This window comes from Paraburkholderia sp. Ac-20340 (genome assembly GCF_017104965.1).
Classification (GTDB): Bacteria; Pseudomonadota; Gammaproteobacteria; order Burkholderiales; family Burkholderiaceae; genus Paraburkholderia.
In genome coordinates, this window is record NZ_JAAGPR010000024.1 from 114,937 (window position 1) to 124,307 (window position 9,371).

Sequence of the window (9,371 nt, forward strand, 5' to 3'; positions counted from 1 at the left end):
CATGTCGCATATGTACCCTCCGTTTATCGTCGGCAAGTACAAGGGCGAATACCTCAAGTATCGCGGCCAGGACTTCCTGATGCTCGCGGCCGGCACCCGCGCTGAGAAAGGCGTCTCGATGGTGATCCCGAATCTTCTCACCTATCCGCATTCGGTTGTGGTGGAGGACATCAAGGGCGAGAACTGGCTGTATACCTCGGGTTACAGGCGTAGATGCGGTCAGGAGACCTGGCTGTGGGCTCCGTTCGCCGAGGATGGCCGTACTCACGGCTACAACCCGTTTGCGTACATTGAGAGGCGCCCTGCCTGGATGCGTGTGGGCGACGTGATGGGCATCGGTGAACATCTTTACCCGTCGAACGTCGATGCGCGGCTGAAATACTGGAACGACAACGCGCGCAATCTCTTCATCGGCATCGTGCTGTACCTGCTCGAAACGCCGTCGCTGCCTTGCACGTTCGGCGAGGTGCTGCGGCAGGCCTCCGGCAAGGGCAGGACGATACGCGAGCACGTATCGTCGATCGTCAGTACGCGTACCAACCCGACTGATACGCTACCTGCCCTCAGCTTCGAGTGCCTGGACTGCCTGAACCGCTTCCTGTCGCAATCGAAGGAAGCGTTCGCCAACATCGTTTCAACGATGACCGCACCGCTGAACGTGTTCAGCAATCCCATTGTCGACGCAGCGACATCACGATGCGATTTCGATCCGTCTGAGGTGCGCAAAAAGCCGATGTCGATCTATGTCGCGATCAAGCCGAACGAGCTCAAGGCCGGCGCTCTACTCATCAACCTGTTCTTCTCCCAGCTGATCGACCTTAACACGCGCGAGCAGCCCGCCGAGAATCCGGACCTGACGTACCAGTGCGCGTTGATCATGGACGAGTTTGCGGCGCCCGGCAAGATCGACATCATCGACACGGGCAATGCGTTCATTGCCGGTTTCAATTTGCGCCTGATGCTGATTTTCCACAGCATGTCGCAGCTTGAGGATCCGAAGCTGTACGGCAAGCACGGCGCACAGACGCTCGCGGTGAACTGCAAGATGCGTAACATCTTTGCACCGCGGACCAGAGAGGATTCCGAAGAGTATTCGAAGATGCTCGGCACTTTCACGTTTCTGGCGCGCTCGAGGGGGCGCAGTCGTGGCCGCAGCGCGTCGACCAGCACGAACGAGAGCGAGCACGCCCGTCCGCTGATGCTACCGCAGGAACTGCGGGCACTTCCGAAGAACAAGCAGATCATCACGATAGAAGGGTGCAACCCGATCCTGTGCGACAAGGCGTACTTCTACGAAGACGCCGAACTCGTGGACCGCCTTGTGCAGCAAAGCCCCTATCTGCAGGGCGTCATGGCAGACCTTGAAAAAACCAATCGCCGCGGCGCGATGTTTGGGTTCTCGCCGAAATTTCCGGATGAACAGCAGATGAAGCATGCGGCATTCGTCGCCCGCGAACTGTGCGCGCCGGTGTCGCAGATCGATGTTGGGCAGTGGTGGCAGGCGCAGAACGTTGCACGCCGAGCCCAGGCTGCCACGATCGGCGCCGCGGCCAGCCCCGTGCGCGATGTGCGCGGGCATGAGGTCGGTGTGCTGAAGGCTGTCCACTTTGCTAACCGTGAAAGCATCCGCTCCTCGCTCTTCAGGCTGATGCCATACCTGCGTGAGGTGGTTCCCGATGCGGTCGCGGCAGACCAGCCGGACGCGCCCTCTACCCCTGTAACTGAAGGAGCCCCGCTATGAACGAGATCGAAATCCCGCAGGATCGGCTTGACGTCCACGAGCGCGACGCGGCCAACGAGAATGACGCGTCGGACATCCGCGCGCGCCAGACACTGCCGGCGAACGAGGAGGACGCACGCCTCGCGCCGGGAACGCCTGAACAGCCTCTTGATGACGCGACGCGTGAGCGGTTGAAGAAGATCCGCGAAGCCGACCGCGTGCGGGCCAAGGCACACCTTGAAGAGGGCAGCACGCCGACTGATGACACCGTTAAACCAGCCGCCGGTATCGGCAAGCCGCTCGATCCGAAGAGTGGCGAGAACAGTATCCGTCCGAAGCCGATTACGGAGAAGACCGGCTACGAGGTGCCGAAGTCGGTACGTGATCGCTATGTGACGTACGAAGGCAAGTATCTCGACCGCAAGAGCGAGACCGTGCATTTCGAGGACAAGGGCCGCTCGCTTGCCACGGCGAGCGAAGACCGTGAGGTGATCCAGCATATGGTGGCCGTCGCGCAGGCGAAGCACTGGGGCGAGCTGCAGATCAAGGGCAGCGAAGAGTTCCGGCGCCAGGCGTGGATTGTGGCCGAACTTGCCGGCGTGCCCTCACGCGGGTTCAAGCCGGACGCCCAGGATCGTGCGCGACTCACCGCCGCGCGCGAAGCGATGCGTATAGCAGCCGGCGAGCGGTCAAACACCAACGAGCCGGAGCGTACGAACACGGTGGAGTCCTTGGGGGACGGAAAGATGCCGGAGCAGCCGGTACCGGGGGGCAGGTCAGATCCCGAACGGACGGCTCGCGGCCCATCTACGGCGTTGCCGCCCACGGACAAGGGGCCTTCCGCTCCGCAGCGGGGGCCGTCTGCCGCCGGCCTGCCGTCGGCAGCCCCGCTGCCGGCCGCGTCGTCCGCATCGCCAGCGGCGGCGACGCCGGGCGTCACGGCAGGCGTGCTTGTCGCGCACGGCGCCGCGCCGTTCAATCACGACGAAAAGCAGAACGACAGCTATTACGCGACTGTACGCACGCCGTCTGGCGAGCAAACCGTGTGGGGCTTCGACATCGAGCGGGCGATTGCAGAAAGCGGTGTCCAGGTTGGCCAGCGCATCGAGCTCGAAAATGGCGGCAACCGCGAGGTCGCTGTCCTGAAGAGGCAGTTTGACGAAAACGGGAAGGAACTGGCGCCGAAGTCCGTGACGAGCCGCCGTAACGAGTGGCACGTGTCGTCGCCGGATGTAGCTGGACTGCCCACGCGCGAGCAGCGACAGCAGATGGCCAGTGTGCGCCGCGAGATCGATGAACGGCGTCGCATCAATGAGGCACGCGACGCTTTCCTGAGCGGCAACTGGAAGTACACCAGGGAGCAGCAGGTTACGCTGGATATGGCCCGCGAGCGCATCAAGGAACAGGCCGCCCGCGAGGTCCTGGAAGACGAGATCAAGGGGCTGCCCGAGCAGCAGAAGGAGCGCCTGCGGGGGAAGTTCGAAAGCGCCGTGGCCGAGGCGCGCGCAACTAACCGTCCGCTCGACGTCCCGATGCCGCAGGTGAGCGAGGCGACCATTGAGGCCGTGCGCGAACAGATCGCGCGCGAGCGTGCCGACCAGGGCGTGGAGCCGTCGCAGCCGCGTACTGAAGCGGGTAGCGATCGCGCACCGGAACAGTCCACTCAGGAGGCCAGTCATGGCGCGCCGTCATTCGAACTCGAACCGTAACTCTGTCGATAGCTGCACGCAAACTGCAGCCCCGCACAGCATTGTCCATTCGGAGAGCCGATCCATGAAAATCGCCGTCATTAACTTCTCGGGCAACGTTGGCAAAACCACCATTGCCCGTCACCTGCTTGCGCCGCGCCTCGAGGGTGCGGACGTCATTCCCATCGAGTCAATCAACGCGGACGGCGCAGAAACCGAGGCGCTGCGCGGAAGAGACTTCGATGTGCTGCAGCAGCAGATGATGTCGCTGAGAAGTGTCGTTGTCGATATCGGGGCGTCGAATGTCGAAGATTTCGTGTTGTTGATGCAGCGATACGAGGGATCTCACGAAGATTTCGACAGATTCATTGTGCCTACTGTGCCCGCCCTGAAGCAGCAGGTCGACACGATCGCGACGCTCAATCAGCTCGCCGAACTTGGTATCGACCCGGCCAAGATCCGGTTGGTGTTCAACTTCGTAGACAACAAGTCGGATGTGACAAAGGTATTCGCTCGTCTGTTCGATCAGTACCGCGCGGCCGGAAAGTTCGTGCTCGACCCGGCTGGGGTGGTGTACGAAAATCCGATCTACGAAAAGATCAAATCGATTGGCAAGACGATCAGCGAAGTCAACGCCGATCCAACCGATTACGTGGCGTGGAACGCCCGGGCCATGGAGGACGACACGCCGGAACACGAGCGCGCACACATTCGCCAGATGGTTGCCATCAAGCGGCTCGCCTCTCGGGTCACGCGCGAGCACGACGCTGCTTTCAAACTCCTGGTGCAGTGATGGGCGCGGCCGACGATGCCATTCGCGAAGAACTGATCGGCGCAGTGCTGGGCGAACTGTCGCTCATGCGACGCGATGTGGGCGAACTGTCAAAGCTTCTCAAGGACAGCGGCAAGCAGTTCAAGGACGACGGTGAGTTGACGCTCCTGAGAATGACCGCGCGTTATGAGCAATTTCTGGCGCGGTTTTCGGAATCGTCGACCGAGGTGCTTGAGAAAGCGGCCGTCTTCGAGGAGGCACGCGACCAACTCCTGGGCGAGCTGTCGCTGCGCCAGTACGACGAGGCGAACGGCCGCAGTCGCGAACTGCTGCGGGAAGTCCTGCAGCAGGAGCGACGCCGCAGCGGCTTTATCAGCCGAAAGGAACTTGCGATCTGGGTGGTGGGTGGGGCGCTGGTCACTGCGGCTCTGTCGGTCGCACTCCCGGTCTTTGTAGCCAGTACGCACCTGCTAGCAAAGTAAGGAGTGCAAGACCTATGAAACGACGAATGATGGTGGCCTTGGTGTGCAGCGCGGCCCTCATTGGATCACTCGCTACGCCGGCGGCGCGCGCGGATGACAACGTTGATGCGTGCGGGGTCGTTCTCTGTCTTGCGGGGGTAATCGCCGGCGGCAGCGGTGGCAAGACGTGCAGCGAGTACGAAGCGACTTACTTTTCCATCGTGAAATTCCACAACGGGCACTTTGACCTGAGTGGCACGTCCAGTGCGCGCGGAGATTTCTTGAATCAGTGTCAGTCGGTGGGGGACGACCTGAAGGGCTCCGTTAATTCGAAATATGGAGCAGTCCAAAGCGGCCCCTGAATTCTGTAGCGCCGCTCGTCGACTCACGCAGCGTCGACATGTTCCAGCATCATTGGTACGGAGGAGAACCAGCCATGCGCCTGATTGACCGGGACCATCCTGACAAGCTCCAGCGATCGCTTACCCACGAAGAATGTGCTGCAGTCCGCCGTTTTTGTGGTGACGGTCAGGAAGTCCGCCCCGACGATTTGGGCCTCGTGACGGCCTTGCTCGAGGAGATGCACGATGGGCGAAGGGTACGACGTTGGCTCGAATGCGATTGCTGGCAGGGATCGAAGAAGCAGCCGCGTCTCACAGCGCGCGTGCGCGACGACGGTCCGCGCCATTTCGTGCGCATGCATCAATATGGAGAGCATCGCTGCTCGCTTGCCGCGTTTCGACAGGGCCCGGAACTGGATACTCAACCGGACGAAGACTCTGCTCGCCCAGGGCAGCACAATCCGCTCAAGCCGGTCGACGACGCGTTGGACTATCTCGACGATGTTCATGAGGGTATCGTACGCCCTGGCGATCCGGCTGTATTTGTCAGTGGGCGTGGGGAAGAGGGCCGGCAACTGCCACGTCTGGGACGCATTCTTCACACGCTCCTCAACGACGCGGCGTTCGCTTCGGTCGACTTCGACGTCTTAAGGGAGAAGACCCACTCCTGGCAGCGCTTCGAGGACTATGCGGCGATGGAGGCATTGAGCCCGGAGCTTGACTTGGGGCAGGTTCTTTACTTCAAGCCGTGGATCAAGCCGAATGAGAAAATGGCTGAGATCGACGCGTTGCCTTGGCCGAAGAAGAAGGTGCGCAGCGCGCTGTTGCTATTCGTCGCCGACGAAATCCGCGATGGTGCCGCGATCAAGTTCACGGCCCTCGGAGAACGGCTCGTCAGACCGGAAAAGGGCATTCGCGCCGGCGGCCGCGACCACGACCTGCGGCAGCCTCCCTACTGGGTGCTCGCGGTCGTCGACAGGGACCGTCACGGGAACGCACGCTTCCGCGAGGCATTCGCGCAGCACGCATTTTCGTTAGCGCAGCCCGTCCCGCTCGATAGTCACTACGAACGCATTACGCTGGAATTACTGCTCGGCGTCATTGAGTGGGTAAGAAAGCGCGGTGTTGATGTAACGGTTGCCAAGCCTCTCTTCGATCGAGAAGTGCGGCAGCTTGACGGCCCCAGCCTGTGGTGCCGTCCAGATTTCGAACTAACCTTTCGTACGGTCGAGGCCAGCGCTTCTTCACGGCGGCTGCATCGTATCGTCGTTGAGACAATGGGCGCGCGAGAGTCCGAATATCTCGAGCGTAAGTCGCGCACTCACGGCATCATGAGGCACCGGGGCATCCTGATGGAACACCATGTGGAACACGACAATAGGCAGCCAGAGCGCGACAACGCATTTTTTCGCCGTGTTGCCGCAAAGATTCTGACGCTCGCCGGCGTTCAACAGACGCAAGGCGGGTGAAGACTTCTAGCTGTCCGACCAATCGATATTTAGGAATCGAACGAAAGCGAAGAGGTGATTCCATTTAACGCCGACATTGGACGAACCGTAATGCTCTTAATGCAAGAAGGCTTATCTCAACGATCGATTTGTCGCGATGGGAGCGCGTGGGCTAGTCCAGAAGGCCGAATATTGGTAGCTTGTAAAGGGACTCCGATCGCAGTGAGCCTAGATAGGCAAAGTCGCCGTCGTCGGAAAAGGTGATGCTCGTTATGTGACGAAGGTGACGCGATCGCGCGTTGTAGAAGTGAGACCTTCGGAATTCATCGGCATGAAAGGCGGATTCTGACTCAGCCAGCGACTCTTGTTCGGCGTCCTCGATGACGAGGCGCTGGCGACCATCTTTCGTTAGCTGCAGAACACGATTTGATATTGGCGAGGTCACCCAGATGTTGCCACGTGGATCGAACTCAAGGCCGTCCGGCCATGTTCCGCTGCCGAACTCCGCGAAAGTCTCGCGGTCAGCCAAACTTCCATCGGGTCCAATTGAAAATCGAAGCAGGCGCCGGCCGATTGTTTCGTTAACGTAAAAGTGCGCTCCGGACCTATCGATACGGCATTCGTTAGTCCACGAAATGGTGTCAGCAACGATTCGGCATTTTCCGAATTCATCCATCAGGGCGACGAACCCCGACGGCTGCGACCGTTTAAAGCGGTAGTCAGGTGCATGGCAGTCAGCATCGGTGCTGCTTACACAAATCCAGACACGATCTAAATCGTCCACGTAAACAAAATTGGTGCTGGGGATAGGCTGTCCTTGGATCTCCTGTACCAGTGGCGACACTGAACTTCCCTTGACCTGCCAAATGCCGCCGCCGGGCCCGATGTTCGCAAAAATGAACGTACCGTTAGCGCGCCGCGCAATGCCATTCGGCCGGACTCCGGCGGGTAAGGACCCGGGAGGACAGAGCAGTCGCGAGCGACCGTTGGTGTCGGTTATAGCAATCACACCCTCCAAGTCACAGGAATAAAGGGCGCCATTCCACCAATGAACGCTTTCCGGTCTCGTGAGTCCGGCACCGATGGTTGAAACAGAGTCAAGTGCAACGAGGGGCGTGGTCATCGCAATAGTGGCTGAGTAAGTGGTTAGGGTCGCGTCAGAACGGTAGTTGTCCGTGGCGCTACAACGCCAGTTGGGGGAATGCGGCGGGATACTGATCTCGTGAAGCCATTGACGAGTACTGCATTCAGAACACGTCTGATGCAAGTTGGCGGCTAGAGCGTTCGGGTTTCGCTCGCGGGCGTCACGGGACGGTCACCGTATAGCGCGTCGAAGGCGAAGCTCAGAGGCACATCACTGGGCGCAGAGCGCCCTTGCCGAACATGGTGCTAGTCGTATGCTGGCGTCGTCTCAACCCTACGTCGACGCGCATACGAGACAATCAGGCCGACGGCTGCAATGGCACCGAAACCAGCAATCACTTGCAGGCCAGCGTCATACCCGCCCGTACGGTCTTTTAGGCCGCCGATGAGGACTGGATACACGAAGCCAGACAGATTTCCCACACAGTTGACCAATGCGACACCGGCGGCGGCCTGCGATGGCGGAAGGTCACCCGATACGAGCGCCCAGAATACGACGATGGCGCTGAACACGGACGCACACGCGATGGTTATGAAAAGAAGCTTCAGGCTGGGTGTTGTGACAAGAGTCGATGCTGCGAGTCCGAGAATTGCCAGGATTTGGGGGATGATAGTGTGTGCGATACGTTCCTGCCGACTGTCGGAACGCTTGCCCCACCATATCATCAGAATCGAGGCGACCGCAAACGGGAGAGCGGCTAGTGCACCAGTGGTCCGTATGCTGAGATTGAACGCATGAATGATCTGCGGCAGAAAGAAGCTCATGCCGTAGTTCAGGCCGGCAATCCCAAAGAAGACAAGACCGAGTCCCCACGCGATTGGACTGGTGAGCACCGCCCCATATTTTTCTTCCGTAGAAATACGCTCATTGTGTTCGTTCTGTAGCGCGCCAATCAACCACTGCTTTTCTGACACTGAGAGCCAGTCGGCCTGTTCCGGTGTGTCCGTCAAAACATACCATACGAGTACACCGAGAATGATCGTTGGGGCCGCTTGTACCAGGAACATGAGTTGCCAGCCGCTTAAGCCCAACACGCCATCAAGGCTAACGAGAAGTCCGGAGATCGGAGAGCCGATCACGCTGGCAAAAGGCATGGCGACAAAAAAGTAGCCCAGCGCCTGTGCACGATATGCGGCGGGAAACCACAGCGTCAAAAAGAACATGATGCCGGGACCAAAGCCCGCCTCGGCGGCACCCAACAGCAAGCGGAGCGCATAGAAGCTAGACGGGCCCTGAATGAATGCCATCGCCCCTGCTACCAACCCCCAACTGACCATGATTCGCGCGATCCATCTGCGAGCGCCGGAGCGTTGCAGCGCGAGGTTGGACGGCACCTCGAAAATAAAATAGGTGAGAAAGAAGAGGCCTGCACCCATTCCGAAGTTGGTGGCCGTGAGCCCGAGTTCCCGATTCATGGTGATCGCCGCAAATCCGACATTTACCCGATCAAGGAAGGCTGCAACGAAGCACAGGAATAGTAGTGGCAAGAAACGCCTACTGACCTTCCTCATGACCTGCTTTTCTATCGTATCCATCATGTGTCTCCTCTGACCCGCAGGTTGCGGGGTAGCTTCGATACGTCCGTCGTAGGGCCCGTCTGTCGCAGGCTGCTTACAACCGAACGTGCAACGTTGAGGGCTTAACCGACAGCGACGCACTGTTCGTCAACGTTGTCAAACGCAATCTCAAGTTGATACAGCTTCGGACGCAAACGCAATCGTAATTTGATACACCCGCTCATGCGGTTAATGACTGGGGGCTGCCTCCTTCGAATTGCGTTTGCGTTTGATGTCGTCT

At 59.6% G+C, this 9,371-nt stretch carries 8 protein-coding genes; 6 read left to right on the plus strand and 2 right to left on the minus strand.

The window, feature by feature from the left end; translation table 11 throughout:
- Position 1: 1 nt before the first annotated feature.
- The 6 genes from G3N59_RS25780 (at position 2) to G3N59_RS25805 (ending at position 6,451) form a co-directional block, all read left to right on the plus strand.
- On the plus strand, positions 2-1,741 hold the full coding sequence (locus tag G3N59_RS25780) for a type IV secretory system conjugative DNA transfer family protein (RefSeq protein ID WP_205985634.1): 1,740 nt from the start codon (positions 2-4) through the stop codon (positions 1,739-1,741).
- Positions 1,738-3,429, plus strand: a complete 1,692-nt coding sequence (locus G3N59_RS25785; protein WP_205985635.1) for an LPD7 domain-containing protein — start codon at positions 1,738-1,740, stop codon at positions 3,427-3,429. Before G3N59_RS25780 ends, G3N59_RS25785 begins: the two co-directional genes overlap by 4 nt.
- A gap of 64 nt (positions 3,430-3,493) precedes the next feature.
- Entirely contained in the window at positions 3,494-4,201 is a 708-nt protein-coding gene (gene stbB, locus G3N59_RS25790; protein ID WP_205985636.1) for a StbB family protein, read from the plus strand.
- Positions 4,201-4,662, plus strand: coding sequence for a hypothetical protein (locus tag G3N59_RS25795; RefSeq protein ID WP_205985637.1), 462 nt, complete (start codon positions 4,201-4,203; stop codon positions 4,660-4,662). Before stbB ends, G3N59_RS25795 begins: the two co-directional genes overlap by 1 nt.
- A gap of 14 nt (positions 4,663-4,676) precedes the next feature.
- Positions 4,677-5,003: a killer protein gene (locus G3N59_RS25800; RefSeq protein WP_205985638.1), complete on the plus strand. Its 327-nt coding sequence runs from the start codon at positions 4,677-4,679 to the stop codon at positions 5,001-5,003.
- Positions 5,004-5,077: 74 nt separating this feature from the next.
- Positions 5,078-6,451, plus strand: a complete 1,374-nt coding sequence (locus G3N59_RS25805) for a hypothetical protein (RefSeq protein WP_205985639.1) — start codon at positions 5,078-5,080, stop codon at positions 6,449-6,451.
- A 151-nt stretch (positions 6,452-6,602) separates the two neighbouring features.
- Here the strand turns inward: G3N59_RS25805 and G3N59_RS25810 are convergent, their stop codons facing one another.
- Together G3N59_RS25810 and G3N59_RS25815 are read right to left on the minus strand one after the other, a co-directional pair.
- Positions 6,603-7,553 carry an SMP-30/gluconolactonase/LRE family protein gene (locus G3N59_RS25810; RefSeq protein WP_205985640.1) on the minus strand — a complete coding sequence of 317 codons (951 nt, stop codon included), beginning with the start codon at positions 7,551-7,553 and terminating at the stop codon, positions 6,603-6,605.
- Positions 7,554-7,819: 266 nt separating this feature from the next.
- Positions 7,820-9,112: an MFS transporter gene (locus tag G3N59_RS25815; RefSeq protein ID WP_205985641.1), complete on the minus strand. Its 1,293-nt coding sequence runs from the start codon at positions 9,110-9,112 to the stop codon at positions 7,820-7,822.
- Positions 9,113-9,371: the final 259 nt, after the last annotated feature.